21 protein-coding genes are annotated in these 20,510 nt (G+C 39.2%); 10 read left to right on the forward strand and 11 right to left on the reverse strand.

Annotated elements, in window-relative coordinates:
* From panB to panC, 6 genes are all read right to left on the reverse strand, one after another.
* On the reverse strand, nucleotides 1–816 hold the full coding sequence (gene panB / locus DC498_RS03055) for a 3-methyl-2-oxobutanoate hydroxymethyltransferase (protein WP_116872662.1): 816 nt from the start codon (nucleotides 814–816) through the stop codon (nucleotides 1–3).
* A 78-nt stretch (nucleotides 817–894) separates the two neighbouring features.
* Complete coding sequence (gene ppk1 / locus DC498_RS03060; protein ID WP_116872663.1) at nucleotides 895–2,964, reverse strand: polyphosphate kinase 1; 2,070 nt, start codon at nucleotides 2,962–2,964, stop codon at nucleotides 895–897.
* Nucleotides 2,965–3,130: 166 nt separating this feature from the next.
* Nucleotides 3,131–3,622, reverse strand: a complete 492-nt coding sequence (gene rfaE2 / locus DC498_RS03065; RefSeq protein ID WP_116872664.1) for a D-glycero-beta-D-manno-heptose 1-phosphate adenylyltransferase — start codon at nucleotides 3,620–3,622, stop codon at nucleotides 3,131–3,133.
* Nucleotides 3,594–4,622 carry a lysylphosphatidylglycerol synthase transmembrane domain-containing protein gene (locus tag DC498_RS03070; protein WP_116872665.1) on the reverse strand — a complete coding sequence of 343 codons (1,029 nt, stop codon included), beginning with the start codon at nucleotides 4,620–4,622 and terminating at the stop codon, nucleotides 3,594–3,596. Before DC498_RS03070 ends, rfaE2 begins: the two co-directional genes overlap by 29 nt.
* Before the next feature lie 18 nt (nucleotides 4,623–4,640).
* Nucleotides 4,641–4,985: an aspartate 1-decarboxylase gene (panD, locus tag DC498_RS03075; RefSeq protein WP_116872666.1), complete on the reverse strand. Its 345-nt coding sequence runs from the start codon at nucleotides 4,983–4,985 to the stop codon at nucleotides 4,641–4,643.
* Nucleotides 4,975–5,844, reverse strand: a complete 870-nt coding sequence (gene panC / locus DC498_RS03080; protein ID WP_116872667.1) for a pantoate--beta-alanine ligase — start codon at nucleotides 5,842–5,844, stop codon at nucleotides 4,975–4,977. Before panC ends, panD begins: the two co-directional genes overlap by 11 nt.
* Nucleotides 5,845–5,955: 111 nt before the next feature.
* Between panC and DC498_RS03085 the strand changes: the two genes are divergently transcribed.
* The 5 genes from DC498_RS03085 to rlmB all read left to right on the forward strand — a co-directional run bounded on the left by DC498_RS03085 (nucleotide 5,956) and on the right by rlmB (nucleotide 11,002).
* The gene (locus DC498_RS03085) at nucleotides 5,956–6,771 is read left to right on the forward strand and encodes a glycogen/starch synthase (protein ID WP_116872668.1); all 816 of its coding nucleotides are present in this window, start codon (nucleotides 5,956–5,958) and stop codon (nucleotides 6,769–6,771) included.
* A 75-nt stretch (nucleotides 6,772–6,846) separates the two neighbouring features.
* Nucleotides 6,847–8,304, forward strand: coding sequence for a DUF4270 family protein (locus tag DC498_RS03090; RefSeq protein WP_116872669.1), 1,458 nt, complete (start codon nucleotides 6,847–6,849; stop codon nucleotides 8,302–8,304).
* A gap of 83 nt (nucleotides 8,305–8,387) precedes the next feature.
* Nucleotides 8,388–9,641, forward strand: a complete 1,254-nt coding sequence (metK, locus tag DC498_RS03095; RefSeq protein WP_116872670.1) for a methionine adenosyltransferase — start codon at nucleotides 8,388–8,390, stop codon at nucleotides 9,639–9,641.
* A 59-nt stretch (nucleotides 9,642–9,700) separates the two neighbouring features.
* Entirely contained in the window at nucleotides 9,701–10,258 is a 558-nt protein-coding gene (locus tag DC498_RS03100; RefSeq protein WP_116872671.1) for an NUDIX domain-containing protein, read from the forward strand.
* 3 nt (nucleotides 10,259–10,261) lie between these two features.
* Nucleotides 10,262–11,002 carry a 23S rRNA (guanosine(2251)-2'-O)-methyltransferase RlmB gene (gene rlmB, locus DC498_RS03105; RefSeq protein ID WP_116872672.1) on the forward strand — a complete coding sequence of 247 codons (741 nt, stop codon included), beginning with the start codon at nucleotides 10,262–10,264 and terminating at the stop codon, nucleotides 11,000–11,002.
* 17 nt (nucleotides 11,003–11,019) lie between these two features.
* Here rlmB and DC498_RS03110 read toward each other — a convergent pair whose 3' ends face one another.
* From DC498_RS03110 to DC498_RS03125, 4 genes are all read right to left on the reverse strand, one after another.
* Entirely contained in the window at nucleotides 11,020–12,378 is a 1,359-nt protein-coding gene (locus DC498_RS03110; RefSeq protein ID WP_116872673.1) for a 3-keto-disaccharide hydrolase, read from the reverse strand.
* Between the two features lie 175 nt (nucleotides 12,379–12,553).
* Nucleotides 12,554–14,233: a hypothetical protein gene (locus DC498_RS03115; RefSeq protein WP_116872674.1), complete on the reverse strand. Its 1,680-nt coding sequence runs from the start codon at nucleotides 14,231–14,233 to the stop codon at nucleotides 12,554–12,556.
* Nucleotides 14,234–14,321: 88 nt separating this feature from the next.
* Nucleotides 14,322–14,513, reverse strand: coding sequence for a CsbD family protein (locus tag DC498_RS03120; protein ID WP_116872675.1), 192 nt, complete (start codon nucleotides 14,511–14,513; stop codon nucleotides 14,322–14,324).
* 34 nt (nucleotides 14,514–14,547) lie between these two features.
* Nucleotides 14,548–14,697, reverse strand: a complete 150-nt coding sequence (locus tag DC498_RS03125) for a lmo0937 family membrane protein (protein ID WP_116872676.1) — start codon at nucleotides 14,695–14,697, stop codon at nucleotides 14,548–14,550.
* Nucleotides 14,698–15,172: 475 nt separating this feature from the next.
* Between DC498_RS03125 and DC498_RS03130 the strand changes: the two genes are divergently transcribed.
* Both DC498_RS03130 and DC498_RS03135 read left to right on the forward strand, forming a co-directional pair.
* Nucleotides 15,173–16,600, forward strand: coding sequence for a sigma-54-dependent transcriptional regulator (locus DC498_RS03130; protein WP_116872677.1), 1,428 nt, complete (start codon nucleotides 15,173–15,175; stop codon nucleotides 16,598–16,600).
* A gap of 33 nt (nucleotides 16,601–16,633) precedes the next feature.
* Nucleotides 16,634–16,978 (forward strand): hypothetical protein, encoded by a 345-nt coding sequence (locus DC498_RS03135; protein ID WP_116872678.1) that lies wholly within the window; start codon nucleotides 16,634–16,636, stop codon nucleotides 16,976–16,978.
* On the opposite strand, the gene DC498_RS03140 is transcribed toward DC498_RS03135, so the two are convergent.
* On the reverse strand, nucleotides 16,975–17,415 hold the full coding sequence (locus DC498_RS03140) for a type I restriction enzyme HsdR N-terminal domain-containing protein (protein WP_116872679.1): 441 nt from the start codon (nucleotides 17,413–17,415) through the stop codon (nucleotides 16,975–16,977). The two genes, DC498_RS03135 and DC498_RS03140, sit on opposite strands and share 4 nt — an antisense overlap.
* A gap of 40 nt (nucleotides 17,416–17,455) precedes the next feature.
* Between DC498_RS03140 and DC498_RS03145 the strand changes: the two genes are divergently transcribed.
* Genes DC498_RS03145 through DC498_RS03155 form a run of 3 tightly spaced genes read left to right on the forward strand, consistent with a single transcriptional unit; the run spans nucleotide 17,456 to nucleotide 20,326 of the window.
* Nucleotides 17,456–18,226 carry an AMP nucleosidase gene (locus DC498_RS03145; RefSeq protein WP_116872680.1) on the forward strand — a complete coding sequence of 257 codons (771 nt, stop codon included), beginning with the start codon at nucleotides 17,456–17,458 and terminating at the stop codon, nucleotides 18,224–18,226.
* Nucleotides 18,227–18,235: 9 nt separating this feature from the next.
* Entirely contained in the window at nucleotides 18,236–18,619 is a 384-nt protein-coding gene (locus DC498_RS03150; RefSeq protein WP_116872681.1) for a hypothetical protein, read from the forward strand.
* The gene (locus DC498_RS03155) at nucleotides 18,620–20,326 is read left to right on the forward strand and encodes an ABC transporter ATP-binding protein (RefSeq protein ID WP_116872682.1); all 1,707 of its coding nucleotides are present in this window, start codon (nucleotides 18,620–18,622) and stop codon (nucleotides 20,324–20,326) included.
* Nucleotides 20,327–20,510 lie beyond the last annotated feature (184 nt).

Raw genomic sequence — 20,510 nt, forward strand, 5'->3', positions numbered from 1 at the left:
TCAGTACTGTTCGCTGTCGTTCGGAAAATCACTATTCTTTACATCTGTAACATATTGCTGAACAGCTCCGTTTATGGACTCATGCAGGTTAAGATACTGACGCAAAAAACGGGGTTTGAATTCAGTTGTAATACCCAACATATCATGCATTACCAATACTTGCCCGTCGCAGCCGTTGCCTGCGCCAATACCAATAGTAGGAATGTGCAGGCTTTCAGTAACTCTTTTTGCCAAAGCAGCAGGAATTTTTTCGAGCACTATAGCAAAGCACCCGGCTTCTTCAAGCAGCCGGGCATCTCTTTCGAGCTTTTCGGCTTCCGCTTCTTCTTTAGCCCTTACGGTATAAGTGCCAAATTTATAAATAGATTGTGGCGTTAAGCCAAGATGCCCCATAACCGGAACACCGGCGGATAAGATTCTTTTAATGGATTCAATCACTTCTTCTCCACCTTCCAGTTTAATGGCATGAGCGCCTGTTTCTTTCATGATCCTGATAGTGGAGCTTAGCGCTTCTTTTGAATTGCCCTGGTAAGTGCCAAATGGTAAATCAACTACAACAAGAGACCTGCTAACGCCTCTAACCACCGAAGAAGCATGATAGATCATTTGATCTAAGGTAATCGGCAGGGTAGTTTCATGCCCTGCCATTACATTGCTTGCAGAATCACCCACCAGTAAAACATCCACACCGGCACTATCAAAAAGTTTCGCGAAAGAATAATCATAAGCGGTAAGCATGGCAATCTTCTCGCCATTTGCTTTCATTTTATGCAGGGTATTGGTGGTAATCCGTTTAACCTCTTTGTTAACACTCATTTATATAATATGTTTTGAATTTGAATGATAAATAATGAGTGTCAATATTATAAAATATATGCGGAAATAATATAAAAGCTATACAATGGTTTTTCGCATCAGGTAGTTATATGTTTCAATTTGTGAGCGTAATTTCTTTCCTTTGGTTCTCACATAACTGTTGGTAAGCTTATTATCAAGCATACGAGCCTTCACATTATCATTCAGCTGTATATTTAAAATATCCTTCAGCTCGGCAATTATTTTGGGGTCTTTTATCTGTACCGCGGCTTCCACCCTGTGATCAAGATTTCTTACCATCCAGTCGGCAGAAGATATATATACTTTTTCTTTTCCTTCATTATGAAAAATCATCACCCTGGCATGTTCAAGATATTCGTCTATTATACTTACAGCGCTTACTTCTTTTTTAAATTTTTTGTTTTCAGTTAACATACAGCAAATGCCGCGTATTATCATTTTTATTTCCACACCTGCCGTAGCGGCTTCATACAATTTGAAAATGAGCTGTTCATCAGATAAAGAATTCATTTTAATAGTGATAGCGGCAGCCTTTTTATGTTTGGCATTTTTTATTTCATTATTGATAAGAGCAATAATTTGCCTGCGCATTGATTCGGGACTAACGAGCAGGGTTTTACATTCTTTCAGATAATGATAACCCATTCTTGGCTGCTGCAGGTAATTAAATATACGGTTGATGTCGGCCATTATATCTTTATCTGCCGTCAGCAGGCAATGATCGCCATAAAGTCTTGCCGTTTTTCCATTAAAATTACCGGTGCTTACAAAGCCGTATTGAATGATCTTGCTTCCCTGCTTTCTTTTTATTATGCAAACCTTGGCATGCACTTTCATGTCCGGAACTCCTAACAATACTTTTACACCTTCTTCTTCCAGTCTTTCTTTCCATTCAAGGTTGGCTTCTTCATCAAAGCGGGCGCGCAGCTCAAGCATTACGGTTACTTTTTTGCCATTTCGTTTAGCATTTATCAACGCGTTAATAATTTTTGAAGCCGGCGCAAGCCTGTATGCGGTGATCTTTATTTCAAATACATGAGGATCCATTGCCGCCTCACGCAATAAATTAATGAGTGAACTGAAAGACTGATAGGGAAAATGAAGCATGATATCTTTCTTAAGCACAATATCCGTTACCCGTTGCACATTTCTCAACACAGCATGCGGTATAGGTTTTCTCCGTTGGCTTTTTTCAGAAAATACAGATGAGGGAAAATCCATAAAATGCCGGAAATTATGAATACGCCCTCCCGGTATAATAGCATCTTTTTGTGTAAGATGAAAACGATGAATAAGATATTTAAGCAACCCGGCGTCTATCTCCCTGTCGTATAAAAACCGCACCGGCTTACCCTTTTTCCTGCTTTTTAATCCTTTTTCAATTTTCTGGGTATATGTCACATCCAGATCTGTATCAATATCAAACTCCGCATCCCGGGTTACCTTAATCACATATCCTTCATATTTATCATAACCCAAAAATGAAAATATCTGGGGCAGAGAAAACCTTATTACATCTTCCAGTAACATAATATAATTTTCACCCGGTTTGGAAGGCAATAAAACAAATCGCGACATAAGCCGCGTTGGTACTTCTATAATGGCATATTTCTTTTTTAAAGATGCGCTTTTGCTGCTCATAGCCACTGCCAGAAAGATGGCTTTTTCTCGCATGTAAGGAAGGTCGTGAATATCCTCAATCATCAGCGGAATAGTTGCAGGCGAAACTTCTTCTTCAAAAAAATCGCGAACATATTTTTTTTGTTCGTTATTTAATTGTTTTTCTGTAACAAGAAATATGTTTTGCTTTTTCAGTTCATTAAATATGTTTTTCCAGATGCGGTCAAATTCGTTTTGCTGTTCAAGCACAATATCCTGGATATCATCAAGAATCTTTTGCGGTTGCTGTTCCAGGTGCATGCGTAATTTTTTTCCGGCGCCAAGCATACGCTTTAATGCGGCTACACGCACCCTGAAAAATTCATCGAGGTTATTAGAAAATATTCCGAGAAATTTAATACGCTCTTTTAATGGTACGGTGGGGTCTGCTGCTTCCTGCAGTACTCTTCCGTTAAATGCTAACCAGCTTATATCACGAACTATTGTTTTTCTCTTAGCTACCGGCATATACTACTGTAAAATCAATCAAACGATGTAATGTTGGTAAAAAAGAGAGAAGTGATACAGGAGATGTGAATGATCTTTACCTTACAGCTTCCACCATTTACCCTTTACCTTTCATAAGTAAATATAGCCACGAAAGAGATAGCTCAATGTTAAGTTTTCTATAGTATTATAATTGCTGTATTTTTTTTATAAGAGCAGTAGTAGAATAGCCGTTTACAAAAGGAACAATTTTTACTTCGCCACCGTTTTTAATGACTTCTTCCGCACCAACAATCTGGTCTATGGTATAGTCTCCTCCTTTCAGCAGCACATCGGGCTCCAAAAGGTTGATGAGGTTAAGCGGTGTATCTTCTTCAAATAAAACTACTGCGTCTACAATAACAAGTGACGCGAGCATCAATGCCCGGAAGGACTCATCATTAACCGGGCGATCTTCACCTTTTAATCTTTTTACAGAAGCATCCGAGTTTACTCCCACTACCAAAACATCTCCTGATTCTGCAGCCTGTGAGAGTATGGCGATATGCCCCTGGTGAAGTATATCAAAGCAACCGTTGGTGAAAACGATTTTTTTATTGAGCAGATTCCATCGCTTTGCCTGGTGCTTTGCTGCGTCCGGCGTTAATATTTTATTTTTTATCAGCTCGGGATATTTCATGTTTATTCCGGTTTACTAATGGCAGCAAAATTAAGCATATTAATCCTCCGAATATAGCGATGCCGGTTTGCGCCAGCCATAATATCCAGCCAAAACCTAAGGCAGGTCCTTTTGCTATTCCATATAATGGTAAAAGTTCCTGGACAAAATACTGGTAAGCGCCTATTCCGCCGGGTGTTGCTATCATGGCCACACTTCCTAAACTTATAATAGAAAAGCATGCGCCGATATCAAGATGCTTAACCTCCTGCATAGTGTAAAACCCGGCTTTTACACTTAATATATATAGTACCCATATCAAAACAGACTGGGCAATGAAAAGCCATTTGTTTTTAAGATGCGCTATGCTTATTATGCCGGCCCAAATGCCTTTGAGAACAGATGATATTTTTTTTACAGCCGGAGATGAAGCATTTCTTTTTAATATCCAGGCAAACAGTAAAACCAGCGTGCCTGAAACCAGGAGGATCAATGCAATTTTGAACAGCTTTAAATTGCCTTCGGCATCATATAATATTACAGAGAGTTTTGCGGAAGCATAACCACTTATAATATCAAATTGGGTAATGATCGTTATTGCAAATACAACCAAAAGACACAAGGCATCCACTATCCGTTCTGTTACCATTGTGCCTATCAGTTTGTCTGCCGGAATTTTTTCATACCTGGCCAGCATAGTGCATTTCATTACCTCCCCGAGCCTGGGTACCATCATATTAAAAAAATACCCAAGCATTGTTGCAAAAAAAGTGTTTATTGAAGAGGGAGAATAGCCAAGCGGCTGGATAAGTATCTTCCACCTTAATGCCCGTGTATAGTGTGCCAGCAGCAATATCAACATAGGCAGTATTACAAGCAGGTAACTGGCGCCTTTCAGAGAACTGACCAGTTGTTGCTTGTTTTCAGCTGAGAGGTTGCGTGCACTTAACCACAATAAAAATACCCCAAGCCCCAAAAAGAAAATATACTGGAGTACATTGAGCAGCTTTTTTCTTGTCATATTTGCGCGCCGGGCATTTTATATCCGGTTATTATCCTTAGGGAATATAATGCGTGGTTTGAAACTTTTGGCTTCTTCAAAATCCATTGTGGCATAAGAAATAATAATAACCGTATCGCCAACAGCTCCCTGCCGTGCGGCAGGTCCGTTAAGGCAACAAACGCCTGATCCTCTTCTTCCTTTTATCAGGTATGTTTCAATACGTGAACCATTATTTACATTTACGATCTGAATTTTTTCATTCTCTATAAGATTAGCAGCATCCATCAGGTCTTCATCTAAGGTAAGGCTGCCTACATAATTCAGGTTTGCTTCAGTTATAACTGCTCTGTGAATCTTTGACTTAAGTATTTCAATTTCCATAAGGCACAAAATTAAGTGGTATAATCATATTATCAATCAACCTTACTTCACCCATATAGGCAGCTATTAACGCTACTACCTGGTTTTCATTTTGTACAGTATTCAAAAGCTCAAGGGTGTCTGCATCGGCAATTTCAATATAATCGGGCACAAGGTTATGATCAGCCAGTATGTCGCCTGCATTTTTTTTCAGCACTGCCCCTGTATTATTTCTTATATTATTTTTTAAATATATCAGTGCTTTATATATACCTGTTGCATTTATCAGCTGTTCTTTTGTCAATCGCATATTCCTGCTGCTCATGGCCAGTCCATCCTGCTCTCTCAATGTCGGGCAAATAACAATCTCCGCTTTTGAACCGGTTATTGACAACAGCTTTTTAATAACCATGCACTGCTGGTAATCTTTTTGTCCCAGGTAAAGTTTACCGGGTTTTACAGCGTTCATCAGCCTGTTTACTACCTGGCATACACCCTGGAAATGACCGGGGCGATATTTTCCGTCTAAAACCGTTTCAAGGTAACCGAGGTCGTATTGTTCATTGGCAGGTAAGCCATCCGGGTACAGGTCTTTCACATCGGGCAGGTAGAGCACATCGCAACCAGCTTTCTCCAGCATATAGATATCTTTTTCTATTGTTCTGGGGTAAAGCTTAAAATCGTCAGGATCATTGAACTGCGTTGGGTTAACAAATATGCTGGCTACAGTAATACCTCCATCCCTTTTTGCCGCTTTAATTAAAGATATATGGCCTTCGTGCAAGGCGCCCATTGTAGGTACAAACCCTATAGAAAAGCCTTGTTTCGCCTGTGTTTTTAAGTATTTCTGGAGATCGCAGGATTCTTTAAAAATAAACATAATGGTTATCAAAAGAGTGTAATAAGTATGGTAGAGCAGAGGTTAGCTAAAAAATCGTACCTTTGCGCACCTTATACATTTCCTTAATATTAACTTAACAAAAAACGGAAAATGTCTACAAAGAAACGAATTCTATTTATTGCTAACGAAATGTCTCCCTACCTTGAACTTACAGAGTTCTGCGAAATAGTAAATAAGCTGGCGATAAAATCAAATGATAGTGGATTTGAAGTTCGTTGCATCATGCCCCGCTTTGGTATAATTAATGAAAGAAGACATAGATTGCATGAAGTGGTTCGGCTTTCCGGCATAAATGTAACTGTAGACAATGAAGATTTTCCCCTGCAAATTAAGGTAGCATCTTTACCCAATGCCAGGTTACAGATTTATTTTCTCGAAAACGAAGATCTTTTTAAAAGAAAATTTGTTTTTACAGATGAGAATGACAAATGGTTTTCTGATAACTGGTTACGCACTATATTTTACTGCAAAGGTGCTTTGGAAACTGTAAAGAAATTTGGCTGGCCTCCTGATATTATTCATTGCAGCGGCTGGATGACAGGTTTAATCCCTATGTATTTGAAAACCGCTTATAAGAAAGAACCGGTTTTCAGTAACAGCAAAGTGATTTTCACTATAGGACAAAACACTTTTAAGGAAAAAATAGGTACTGATTTTGTGAAGAAGGCTGCTATACATGCATCCATCAAAGAAAAGGAGCTTGAACCTTTTAAAGAAAATAACAATACTGCCATGTTCAGGGGCGGAGCGACATTTGCTGATGCCATAACTTTTGGCGCAGCAAAAATTGAAAAGAAATTGCTGGAAGAATTTGGGAAAGTAAAAGGTAAGAAAGTACTGCCTTTTAAAGAAGATTCAGATTTAACAGACTATTTACAATTGTATAACGACCTTGCACAGAAGTAATTAATTATGTGAACGGATTGCCGTTATCGTAATTAATGCTATAGATACATTATAACGCTCTATTAAACTACATACGTGAAGTCGAAATTTCTGCTGTTAGCGACAGGAGTTCTTCTGTCTGGATTTATTTATACAGGTTGCACTAAAATTAACCCTACCGATATCGGCACTGATCTTTTACCACTTGTTGATAACGTTAATACTTTTGATACCACCCTGCGGGTATATACGGATAATTATTTGTTCAATGATTCATCGAGGCTAAACCCTTTTAGTAATCATGTTTTGGGAATTATTGAAAATGATCCGGAGTTTGGGAAGACAGAAGCACAGATTTATTTATCAGTTGTGCCAGCTTCGGCGGCAGCCAATCCATTTACGTCCATTGATAGTATAGTTGGAATGGATTCTGTTGTGCTTGGTTTAGCTTATGCAGGTTTGTATGCGGATAGTAATGCCGTCCAGAGAATAAACGTGTATGAAATAGCAGATACCTCATTTAAAGATACCCTTGGATATTTGATACAGCACCCTGAGTTTAATACAACAGGAACTGAATTAGGGAATAGTATCGTTAATTTTCTCACGCTCGATGATCCTAAAACCATTGTTGTAAAGGGTGATACTACGGTTATTGAAAACCAGATGCGTATTAAACTTGATCCGGCTTTGGGTTTACGTTTTGCCGCATATGATACTACAGTTTATCCTACAGCTTCTAACAGAGATTCAGCGTTCCAGGAGGTTTTCAACGGGCTTGCTTTAAAAGTGGATGCATCATCTCCGGCAAAAACCGCGCTGGCCTATTTTGATCTGGGAAGTGAAAATACAAAGCTTACTTTTTATTACAGGAGATACAAAAACGGCGTTGTTGATACCGTTTCAACAGATTTTATTTTATATGCATCAAGCACTATAAGAGCCCGTGCTGCTAATCTGGTAAAGAGAACACCTTCAGGCGATTACGCAAACCTTTCTACAACCACAGGTGTAACAGATGCAGAAAAAGTGTATATTCAATCCACCCCGGGTTCATATGCCATATTACGTATACCCGGCCTCACAGGTATGTCTAACCGCATTGTTCACCGGGCAGAACTATCATTTGAGCCTGCAGATTCACCTCCGGATAATCTTATTTATTCAAGTCCTGATTATCTTTTTTTAGATATGATTGACAGTGCTAATAACAGGTTTCTCACCGTTGGCAGCGATTTTATTTATTCGTCAACATCAGGATATGATTATCAAACCTTTGGCGGTTATTTAAAAGATAACCGTTACTTTTTCAATATAACCAGGCATGTACAGGAAATAGCTACGAAGCAAACAACAAATTATCCGTTTCGCTTATATGCACCAAGAACTGCCGTAGCGTATTATGTTTATCCAAGGGAGGCGGGAGGTATTATTGATGATGTTCAAACCGGCTTTCTCATCAATTCAAAGATCGCGAAAGGCAGGGCTGTTGTTGGCGGTGGTTCCAACGCTACCCACAAAATGGTGCTGCGGATAATTTATTCCAAAATTTAAGAAGTCTACCATTATCTTTGCGCAATTTTAAGGCAGCTGATACATAAGCTGTTTAACATTAACCTTTTAAATTTATTTTCAATATGCCTTATTTGTTTACTTCCGAAAGTGTATCTGAAGGGCATCCGGATAAAGTGGCCGACCAGATATCTGATGCTATTATCGATAACTTTCTTGCTTTTGATCCTAACAGTAAAGTTGCCTGTGAAACACTGGTAACCACCGGACAGGTTGTATTAGCAGGCGAAGTAAAATCCAGGGCATATCTCGATGTTCAGGAAATTGCCCGTGGAGTGATCAGGAAAATAGGGTATACTAAAAGTGAGTATATGTTTGAAGCACATTCCTGTGGTGTGCTGTCTGCCATTCACGAGCAATCTGCTGATATTAACCAGGGTGTTGACAGAAAGAATAAAGAAGAACAGGGTGCAGGCGACCAGGGAATGATGTTTGGTTATGCCACTGATGAAACCAATGACTATATGCCATTGGCTTTGGACCTGGCGCATAAAATATTGATTGAATTATCAGCACTGAGAAGAGAGAACAAACAAATAAAATATTTAAGGCCTGATGCTAAAAGCCAGGTAACACTTGAATACGACGATAATAATAAACCGGTAAGAATAGATGCGATAGTTGTATCTACGCAGCATGATGATTTTGATACCGAGGCTAAAATGCTGGAGAAAATAAAAAAGGATATCATCAATATTCTTATTCCCCGCGTAAAAGAAAAGTATAAGAAATACGCGAAACTGTTTAACAAGGATATTAAATATCACATTAACCCTACCGGAAAGTTTGTGATTGGTGGTCCGCATGGCGATACCGGCTTAACAGGAAGAAAAATTATTGTTGATACATATGGTGGTAAAGGTGCCCATGGCGGCGGCGCTTTCAGTGGTAAAGATCCTTCAAAAGTTGATCGATCCGCAGCTTATGCAACAAGGCATATTGCTAAAAACCTTGTAGCTGCAGGTGTTGCTAAAGAAGTATTGGTACAGGTGTCTTATGCTATTGGTGTTGCAAAACCAACAAGTATTAATGTAAAAACTTTCGGCACATCAAATGTTGCTTTAACAGATGGAGAAATAGGGAAGATTGTGGAAGAAATATTTGATATGCGCCCTTACTTTATTGAAAAGCGTTTGAAGCTCCGCAATCCTATTTATAGCGAAACAGCCGCTTACGGGCATATGGGTCGTAAGCCTGAAACAGTAACAAAAACATTCATTTCGCCAGACGGCAAAACAAAAAAGGTAAAAGTTGAATTATTTACCTGGGAGAAGCTTGACAAAGTGAAAGAAGTGAAGAAAGCATTTGGTTTAAAGTAATTTTGAAAAATTTATTTTAATAATCCCGCAGCTAAAGCCTGCGGGATTATTTTTGCAATATGGAAGAACAAAACAATCCCTGGAAGGTTCTGGATGAACATAATATCTATGATAATCCATGGATTGGTTTGAAAGAATATACTGTAATTAATCCATCAGGAGGAAAAGGTATATACGGTAAGGTGTTTTTTAAAAACGGGGCTATCGGTATTATACCATTAGACGAAGCCTGTAATACATGGCTTGTAGGACAATACCGTTTTCCCATAAATAAGTACAGTTGGGAAATTCCTGAAGGTGGTGGTGAACTGCATGTAGATCCTTTATCATCAGCCCGGCGGGAATTGCTGGAAGAAACCGGTTTGAAAGCGGAACGATGGGATAAAATATTAGAGATGCATCTGTCAAATTCTGTTACTGATGAAAAGGCGATAGTATATGTGGCAAGAACATTATCTCAGCATGCGCCGCAGCCGGAAGAAACAGAGCAGCTTATCATAAAAAAAATACCTTTTGCACATGCTTTTGAAATGGTCATTAATGGTGAAATAACCGATGCGATTTCTGTGGCTGCAATTTTAAAATTGAATTATCTTCTCGACAAAAAACTGATATAGCATTTGAAAAAATCTTCACTAATAATAGGGCGGCAACCATTGATAGAAGCGCTGCAGAGCGGGCGTGCTATCGACAAGATTTTTATGTTCAAGCATATTACCGGTGAGAATGTGCAGGAGATAAAGCAATTGGCAAGGACAAATAATGTTCCCATTCAGATGGTGCCGGTTGAAAAGCTTAACGGTTTTACCAAAGCCAACCACCAGGGTATTGTTGCCATTGCAGCACTTATTTCGTATACAGACCTGCAACAGGTTATTGATTTTGCTGTGGGCAAAGGAGAAGCGCCTTTGTTTATTATGTTAGATGGCGTAACCGATGTGAGGAATATTGGCGCTATAGCCAGAACGGCGGTGTGCTGCGGCGCTCACGGGATAATTATTCCTGATAAAGGAGTTGGCGCATTGAATGAAGAAACCATGAAATCTTCTGCCGGCGCCCTGGAGCATATCTATATATCAAGAGTCAATAGTCTTGCACATGCAGTTGATACACTTCATTTAAATGGCATAAGCGTATTTACCGCTGAGATGAACTCAGTTCAAAAAGTATTTGACACTGATTTTACGCAACCTTGCTGCGTTATTATGGGTAATGAAGAAAAAGGGGTGCAGCACTTTTTAAGTAAATCTGCTGATCAGAAATTTACTATTCCCATTGCCGGTAATTTTGACTCCTTTAATGTTTCTGTAGCCGCAGGTATAATTATGTACGAGGCGATGAAACAAAGGATATCTTCCTGATATGTACCATCATCCAATTATTTCAACTCTTTTATCTTAATACTTCTGAAGCTCACTTCATCACCGTGATCCTGCAATAATAAATGTCCCTGTTCAGCCTCGCCAAAGTTGGGCCATTTCTGGTATTTGCTTGCCGCTACCAAAGTCCGGTAAGCTTCCGATCCTCTTACATATTCCAATACTTTTTGCCCGTTGAGATAGTGCTCAACACGATTATCAGGGTATACTATAATTCTTCCTTTGTTCCATTCGCCAATAGCATGTAATGCATTGCCGGGCTTTTTCGCAGTTATAAGATCATATAACGAAGCAAGCGTGCGATTACCATCCACTCCTTTTTTAGCATCGGGATGAACCTTATCATCCAGCACCTGGTACTCCAAGCCAATGGCTGAGCCGGTATTATTTTCAGAAAGCGTTACAAAATATTTTACACCGCTGTTAGCGCCGGTTGTAAGTTTAAAATCAAAGGAAAGATCAAAAGCGCTGAATTGATCAACCGTAACAATATCCCCACCGTTGGTTGATTCCTGTCCCTGTGAAGACAGCACTGTAATGATGCCATTCTCAATCTTCCAGCCTTTCTCCGGGAAGCCGGGTTTATACGCTCCTTTCCATCCCTCGGCATTAACTCCGTTAAATAAAAGTTTCCAACCGTTTTGCTTTTCTGATTCCGTTAATACATTGGGTGAATAATTCAATACATATACACCAGCAGGAAAAGGGCTATCCTTAAAATTCTCTGTAATACGGATGTTTTTCCAGTAAATTTTCTTTCCTGCTTTTTTCTCATCATTGCCAATAGAATGAACCTGCAGGGCGATAAATCCTTTTGTGTCAGCAGTATCAACAAGGTAAGATGCAGGAATGCCATTTACCCATGTTTTAATAGTATTACCCCTGCATTCAATTTTAACATGATTGAATACACCACGTCTGTACGCTTTTTTTGCAGCAGGATTAAGATCCAAAGGATACAGCCATCCTCTTCTCCCTTCATCATAAATGCCGCCTGTCCATGCTCTTGACGAACCATCAAGCTCGTATTGGAAACCATATACCCGTCCCTGTCCGTTATTGGCTTCAGGGTTAAAATGACTTCTGAATTGTATACCAGAGTTAGTAGTTGTGTCAGGTATCAACACATCCAATTCCAAAATAAAATCTTCATATTCTTTTTCGGTTACCAAAAAACTATTAGGGGTTGATGGCACGGTTATGCCCGCAATTGCTCCTTTTTCAATTTCATACTTAGCCTTACCACCCATCTGTTTCCAGCCGTTAAGGGTTTTACCATCAAATAAGTTGTTCCACGATTTTTTTTGCGCTTTGGCATGAAAGGATAAAAGAAACAGAAAACCAAGGGCAAAGCTCATTGATCGCATTATATATGTATTTTAAGAAGAAAAATAATTTTAAGCATTGAAGATATAAAATTAACGGCGTTGCTGATAAATTTTCAATATAACTCCGGGGAGAAAATTTTAAACAGTTAAGGGTAGTTAAGTTTTATACTCTTAATTTTCTTAATGCCTTAATGTTTCAAGCCTATTAATTCTTTACTGCAGAAGATTTGACACCATCCATCAGGGTTTTCCAGCACATATGAAACATTGATCTTGTAGTATCTCTTTCAAAATCAGCTTCGCCTATACGTAAGGGTTTGTTTTTCGGGGGATTATCATCATATATCAGCATATTGGCGCCCATACTTACCAGCTTGTTTTTTTTCAGCTCTTTTGTCTCTTCATCTTTCTTTAGGACAGACACTTTTAAATCATTATACAAGAACTTTACAGGTCCTTTCATACTATAGTTATCGGCTTTAAGATCAAAGGAAAGCTGGTTGATCCTGCCCTTGTTTATTTTAACGCCGCCCAGCGGCTCCAGCAGTTGGTTAAGCCCGGTTGCGTCAAGTGAACCCAATTTACCGGACACATCGAATCTACCTTTTTTATTATTCAGGTAAAAGCTCCAGGTAGTTTTTACCGGGTACCGGTGCAGGAAATTTGCATTGATATGCGCGGTTAATGTCTTTTGTTTATTTGCTTTTTCATTGGTGATATTAAAAAAAGCCCCATTCAGATCTGCAAAAATTACTTTTCCAATTTTTTGCATTATTCTGCCTTTCTCTTTGTATTCCACATAGCTGTTCTTCAAAGCCAGCTTTTCAATAGAAACCGGGATAGGAATTTGCGCAATTCTTTGCTGCGGGTAAGTGCCTAACCTGCTTTTGCCATCCGGTTTACGCGTCATATCCCGGTATATTTTTATGCTTGAGCGATGTATACTGATGCTTTCCGCATAAATCTTTTCTTTGAACAAAGAGAGGAAATCAAGGTTTTCAACAGTAATATCGTTTAAGGTAATATCGTACCTGTCTGCCTGGAATACTTTCCGTTGTGCGAATTTGATTTCATCAAGCCGGGGAATGATTTTAAAGCTTCGGGCAGATGCCTGGTTTTTACCGGAGTTTAATGTTATACTATCAAGAGAGTAACGATAGAGTTTGTCTTTTGATGTCCATGATAATTTAGCGCAACCAAGCAACAGTTGTTTTGAAAAGAGCATGCGTGATGTATCCCTGTTGGAGATGCTGTCAATGGCTACATTGCGCAGCTCAAGATATGTATCCATCAGCAGCAGTTGTTGCTCACCGGTTTTCATATCCCTTGTTATTATTGTAGCGCCGGTAACCAAAAAGGTATCTATCTTAATTAAATTAAGGTTGCCGAGTATCTGGCGATATACTTCTTCGGTTGGCATTGCTTTGGCAGCATCGTTCCCGCGACGCGTATATATAATGTCAATTACGGGTTCTTTTATCTCAACCTTACGCCCGATAATTTCTTTTCTTATCAGCGCCTGCGGTGTTTGCACTCCCGCCACTTCAATTGATGGAATGTTGAATCGTAAAAGTGTACCCGGAACATCTTTGTTTTGAAGTGCTTTGTATTTTACGGTATCGTAATCAAGCGATAGATTTTTAATAAAAAGAAATCCGGCTACTTCATCCAATTCCATATCATCATAATGAATGCTGTACAGCCTGTCACTTTTATCCTGAACCGCAGAACTCACTTTATTCCGTATAAAAGTTTTTTTTATGGCATTCCAGTATATAATGGCAAGCGTAATTGCACCGCCTGTTAAAAGAATAACAATGCTGAAAATAATTTTTCCCCGGGGCGTTGAGGTAGCTTTTTTAATTTTATTTCGAATTGGCAGCATACAGGGATTGTATTTAAATATAGCATTAAAAAAGGTTATCGCTCATGTATATCGATAACCTTTTTAATTTTCAGTTTGCGCTCAGGATCTATAAACTTTCGATCCAGCTTTTTACTTCTTCCTTGGTTTTACCAATCTTCTTTTGTATCCTGCCCAGCAGTTCATCGTCTTTTCCTTCTTCATACAAAAGATCATCTTCCGTAAGATCTGCATAGGCTTTTTTAACCTTGCCTTTTACCTCGTTCCAGTTTCCTTTGAGCTTTAACTTCCAGCTTTCCATAATAATAATTTTTAGTTGGTTACAAAAGTGCTTATTAAGCGGCGCCTCTTATTACACGCAGCAGAATAGCAATTACAGCTATTACAAGAAGAATATGAATAATACCGCCGGCATGATATCCCAGAAATCCTATAGCCCATGCAATTACTAATATCACGGCTATAACGTATAACAAATTACCCATAAGTAAAAATTTTAAAAGGATGATTGATGAGTTTAGCGTTATAGGTTAAAATACTCTGCCAATAATTATTAGAAAGTGCAAATGCTGTGCAGATAAGGCTTTAACATTCAAAATGCCAATATTTGCGAAACGGGTACATGATAATATTGAGCAATATGTTCCACAAGTTGAGCAATGAGGCTTGATATGCCGGTGTAAAAAATATGGGTAAATAATTCCTCATTATGTTTACTTGTGTCTACAGTATTATTGAATAAAAGCATATCCGGAGGAGAAAATTTAATGGCAGGATTTTATATATGTATTGATTATTAATGAATAAAATCAACATCTGCTTATTTCAACTTATTATACATGGACGGTCTGTTAATAAAGAGCCACCTTTTTCAGGTGGCTCTTTAAATAGTGCTGATGTATTAAATTGAATTTTACTTTTGTTTAAAATAATTATTGCTTAATACCTAAATATACTCCAATGGCTGAAAGAATATTAATTATAGACGATGATATGGATATGTGCACTTTGCTGAGCCGGTTTCTGCAGAGAAAGGGGTTTGAAACAGATACTGCGTATAATGGAAATTCAGGCATAGCAAAGTTTAAAGAAAATCTTCATGATATCGTATTGTGTGATTTTCGTTTGGGTGATAAGGAAGGATATGATGTGCTTCGTGAAATAAAATCTGTAAAACCTGCCGCCACAGTAATTATCATTACCGGTTATTCTGATATTAAAACAGCGGTGGATATTATTAAACAGGGTGCTTTTGATTATATAACGAAGCCTCTGATCCCTGATGAGGTTTTAAATGTGATAAAAAGATCCCAGGAACAGGCAAGTGAACGCAATGCCGCTGCTGCTGCGGGGAGTAATTCTTTTGCAAGAGTAAAAACAGGCATTACAAAACCTGATGATGAATACCTTGTAGGCAAAGATCCCTCAACAAAAGAACTTTATAAGCAAATAAAACTGGTAGCGCCTACACCCTACAGTGTTATTTTGTATGGAGAAAGTGGTACAGGTAAAGAGGTAATTGGTAAAACAATACACCAGTACAGCAACAGGAATGGTAAACCATTTATAGCACTGGATTGCGGAACATTGTCTAAAGAGCTGGCAGGCAGTGAGCTCTTCGGGCATATGAAAGGATCTTTTACCGGTGCCATTAGTGATAAGGAGGGGCATTTTGAAATGGCCAATGGCGGAACGCTTTTTCTTGATGAAGTAGCCAATCTTCCTGTAGATGTGCAGGCCGCACTGCTGCGGGTTATACAGGAGCGTAAATTTAAAAGGGTAGGAGGCACAAAAGAAATGAGCCTCGATATAAGGATCATTGTGGCTTCTAATGAAAACCTGCAGGAAGCTTACCGTAAAGGAAGGTTCAGAGAAGACCTGTTTCATCGCTTTAATGAATTTTCCATACATATTCCGGCGTTGAGAGACAGGAGAGATGATGTGCTCCCGTTTGCAGATTTCTTTCTTAAAAAAGCATGCGCTGAATTAGGAAAAGAAATAGAAGGATTTGAACCGGAAGTATTGGAACTGTTTGAAAAATACCCATGGCCCGGTAATTTAAGAGAGTTCAGGAATGTGATCAGGAGAGCCGCCTTGCTTACCAGCACACCCCTGATTAACGCTTCTGTTCTTCCGCAGGAAATTATTCAGCCTTCTGATATTTACGAAAGACAGGCTGGGCCGCAACATACAGTGCTTTCCAATACACCGCTGAAAGCGCCGGATTTAAAAGAAGCAGCTTCGCAGGCAGAGTATGAAACAATACTGCGCGTACTAAAGCAGGTTAATTATAATAAGACAAAAGCCGCCGAAATACTTAAAATAGACAGGAAAACGCTTTATAATAAGATTAAGGATTACGAAACACAGAAACAAGTTGAAAATTAATGTAGATTTATATTCAACTATAAATGCTTAATTATGGCGGCTGAAAAAAGACAGATGACAACCTTAAGCGAGGTGATCAATACACTGGAGGAAAGAGGGCACGGAGATGAATTTAGAATGACAGACAAAGGGCTTACCATCAACGAACAGGTATTTTTTCAACCCTCTGATCTTACGATCATAAAAACATATCGTTTTGAAGGCGATTCAAATCCTGATGACGAATCCATACTTTTTCTTATAGAAACTTCTGACAAAACAATCGGGTACCTGATAGATGCCTATGGTGTGTATAGTACTGTTGAACCTGAAAGATACATCCAGTTTATACGCGAAATACGGGTAGAGGACAGGGATGAACAATTGATATTCGGTTAATCTTTCCAGGAGGGGATATTACCTAATGCGGAAAATTTTTCACTGGACCGCTCAAAGGCAAAACAATACAAACCATTGGTTATAATAAGATGATTAACCGGTATTGACAGGTTGTATCTCAATATCTGGTCAATGGTTTTGGTGCTCAGTTCCACATCCATTGCTTTGCATTCAACCATAATATATGGTGCCCCGTTCCTGTTATAAATAACTATATCACATCTTTTTTTTAATTCGCCCAGGTAAATTTCTTTTTCAACACTGATCAGCGAAGGAGGGTATTGTTTTACCTGTATAAGATACTGCAAAAAATTTTGTCTTACCCATTCTTCAGGCGTCAGATTAACCCAAAGTTTGCGCACAATATCAAATATCATTTCCCTGTTATCCCTTAGTTCAATCTTGTACCTGTACTCAGGATATTCAATTTTTATCATGACTAATAATGAATTTGCTAAATTAGCTAAATAAAGGAGTATGCATACAAAAGAAGATATTGTTCAGAACTGGCTGCCAAGATATACAGGGGAAAAATTAAAAAACTTTGGCAAATACATTTTGCTTACCAACTTCAGCAATTACGTAGGGCTTTTTGCGAAGTGGCATAAAGTGGCTGTGGTTGGTAAAGACAGGCCTATGCAATGTGCTACCGCGGATGGGATTACCATCATCAATTTTGGCATGGGCAGTCCCGGAGCGGCAACCATAATGGATTTACTTACTGCTATAGAACCCAAAGCAGTGCTGTTTTTAGGTAAATGCGGCGGGTTAAAAAAAAGGAATAAAATAGGTGATCTTATTTTGCCGATAGCGGCCATAAGAGGAGAGGGGACGTCGAATGATTATTTTCCTCCCGAAGTGCCTGCACTGCCAGCATTTGCCCTGCAGAAAGCAACATCCACAACTATCAGGGATTATGGCGTGGATTACTGGACAGGAACGGTATACACAACCAACAGGAGAGTATGGGAGCATGATGAAGAATTTAAACAATACCTGCAAAAAATAAGAGCTTATGCCATTGATATGGAAACCGCTACTATCTTTTCAGTAGGATTCTATAACAAAATTCCCACAGGCGCATTACTGCTGGTAAGCGACCAGCCAATGATTCCCGATGGGGTCAAAACCGAGGAAAGTGATAAAAAAGTAACTTCAGGATATGTTGAGAACCATATCAAAATAGGTATTGATTCTTTGAAACAATTAATTAATGATGGATTAACTGTACGACATTTAAGATTTTAAACTATAGTTATGAAATATCTGTATTTGCTTTTGCTGACAGCAGGATTGCATGCCTGCACCAGTTCAAATAAGCTTAACAGCAATAAGCTTCGTGGTAAATTAGTGATAAGTGAGCTTTGTGCACATTATGTGGTTGAAGTGGTTGCTGGCAATATTGATGCTTCAAAAACAGCCGGGGGCTGGAAGGATGAGAAAAGAAATCAAACCTTTAAGCAATCTTTTTCAGTGGCTAACCGCTGCAGCTTTGGCAAAGAAAATTTAAAAGAAGGAGATGAATTTTCCTTTGAAATAGATAATGCGCCGGAGCAGGAAAACTGTGCGGTATGCATGGCTTATTATCCAACGCCTTCTCAATCTCTGCATATAAAGAATATCAATAAAATTCAGCCTTAGTTGTCAGCACCACTATTATCCATACAAAATTTATCTATAAACTTCATTAATGAAAGCACTGCGACCCATGCGGTGCAGCAGGTATCTTTTACGGTAAGCAGAGGAGAAGTGGTAGCCGTAGTTGGAGAATCCGGTTCAGGAAAATCCGTTACAGCTTTATCTGTGCTGCAACTATTATCTTCTCCTCCGGCACAGTATAGTGCTGGTGAAATTCTTATCCATAGACAAGAAGGGGATAATACTGATATGTTGCGTGTTTCGGGCAAGCGGCTGCAGCAGCTTAGGGGAAACAGCGTGTCCATGATCTTCCAGGAGCCGATGACCTCGCTTAACCCTTTATTTACCTGCGGTCACCAGGTTACGGAAGCGATCCGCATACACCAGAAACTCAGCCAGGCAGCGGCAAAAAGAAAAACAATTGCTTTGTTTGAAAAAGTAAAACTGCCTGATCCTTCGCTTATATATAACCGTTATCCACATGAGCTGAGCGGCGGACAAAAGCAGCGGGTAATGATCGCAATGGCGGTGAGTTGCGAGCCGGCATTGCTTATTGCCGATGAACCTACAACAGCGCTGGATGTAACAGTTCAAAAAAATATATTGCAGCTGATAAAAGAACTGCAGGCTGAAAAAGAGATAGCAGTTATTTTTATCAGTCATGATTTAGGGTTGGTGGCAGAAATAGCAGACCGGGTTATTGTGATGTACAAGGGAAGCATTGTTGAACAAAACACTGTACAAAACCTTTTTAAAAATCCACAACATCCTTATACCAGGGCCTTGTTAGCCTGCCGGCCTGCAATGCATCCTAAAGGAAAGCGGTTGCCTGTGGTAAGTGATTTCATGAACAAAGCACAACAGGTAAACGCATATAATGTTGAAAATACAATACCCGCTACGACGGCATCCGGCTTAAATAAAGCAGGTACCCAACCCCTGCTGGAAGCACAGCATATCAAGGTTTGGTTTCCGGTAAAAAATAACCCCGGCGCTTTTATTAAAGCTGTTGATGATGTAAGTTTTACGATTCAGCCCGGAGAAACACTAGGGTTGGTAGGAGAGTCGGGTTGTGGTAAAACTACCCTGGGAAGGAGTTTGCTAAGACTTGTTGAGCCAACAGCAGGAGCGATATATTATAAGGGGGAAAACCTGCTTTCGCTAAGTAACGGGTTGCTGCGGGAAAAAAGAAAAGACATACAGATCATCTTCCAGGATCCATATTCATCACTGAATCCACGGTTGACGGTTGGAAACGCGATAAGGGAAGTGCTTACAGTACACCATATGGGCAGCAATAATACCGAGCGTAAAGAGATGGTAATTGATATACTGCTCCGTGTAGGATTAAAGCCGGAACATTATGATCATTATCCGCACGAATTCAGTGGTGGACAGCGCCAGCGGGTAGGCATTGCCAGAGCGTTGGTATTAAATCCTTCTTTTATTATTTGTGATGAATCGGTTTCCGCGCTTGACGTGAGCGTGCAGGCGCAGGTGCTTAATCTTTTAAATGATCTGAAAGCAGCGTTTGGATTTTCGATGCTTTTTATTTCGCATGATCTTTCTGTTATAAAATATATCAGCGATAAAATAATGGTTATGTATAAAGGTAAAATAATAGAAGCCGGTAATGCTGAAGATATCTATAATAACCCTGCAAATGAATATACCCGAACGTTGATTGCAGCTATTCCAAAGGGAATTTGAGATTAGCATTGCGAACCTTTCAAAGGTTCGCAATGCTAATCTGCACTAATAAAATGCATTGATGGCACTGTACTATTCTCATTTTTGATTATACGATATATGCCGCTTCCGCTATCATTATTATTGATATGCTGTTCATGGCAGTAGTCTAAGAGGTTGGGCATTTATTTTAATGGTGAGGAAA

The organism is Terrimonas sp., assembly GCF_003075435.1.
Taxonomy (GTDB): Bacteria; Bacteroidota; Bacteroidia; order Chitinophagales; family Chitinophagaceae; genus Agriterribacter.